1 protein-coding gene is annotated in these 401 nt (G+C 65.8%); it reads right to left on the reverse strand.

Going from position 1 to position 401, the window contains the following annotated elements; genetic code table 11:
• Nucleotides 1–92: 92 nt before the first annotated feature.
• Nucleotides 93–380: a hypothetical protein gene (locus ACGFNJ_RS23025; protein ID WP_393451599.1), complete on the reverse strand. Its 288-nt coding sequence runs from the start codon at nucleotides 378–380 to the stop codon at nucleotides 93–95.
• Nucleotides 381–401 lie beyond the last annotated feature (21 nt).

Below are 401 nucleotides of genomic sequence, written 5' to 3' on the forward strand. Positions count from 1 at the left end.
GACCACGGTGACCGAACGTTCCTCGCCTACTCAACAGTAGCCAACCGCGTTCGCGCACGATGGCCCCTGAAATCAGGGGCACGGAGCGCGGGTCACTCGCCGCGTTTGCGCGCATTGTGCTCGGCGATCAACCGCTCCAGATCCGCCTGGCGAGCAGCGGAATTGGAACCATCGAGCTGGCCGGCGAACGCGGCTTTAGCAGCCGCGACGAGCTCGTCGGTCACTGCGGGGTAGGCCCTGGCGATGGCGAACAGGGCAGCGTCGGTCTCCATGTCGAGCCCGGTCTCCGAGCGCACGCCCCCGCCCGTCGTCACCGACTTCAGCTCGGCCTCGAAGTTACGTCGCAGTTCGTCATCGGTGGGGTATCTGCTGCGCACCATGTGTCTCCTTTCCTCGGCTGT

It is taken from the genome of Nocardia sp. NPDC049149 (assembly GCF_043197455.1).
Taxonomy (GTDB): domain Bacteria; phylum Actinomycetota; class Actinomycetes; order Mycobacteriales; family Mycobacteriaceae; genus Nocardia.

Coding starts and splice junctions, on each gene's coding strand:
- ACGFNJ_RS23025 (WP_393451599.1), bottom strand. CDS start 380: ATGGTGCGCAGCAGATACCCCACCGATGACGAACTGCGACGTAACTTC.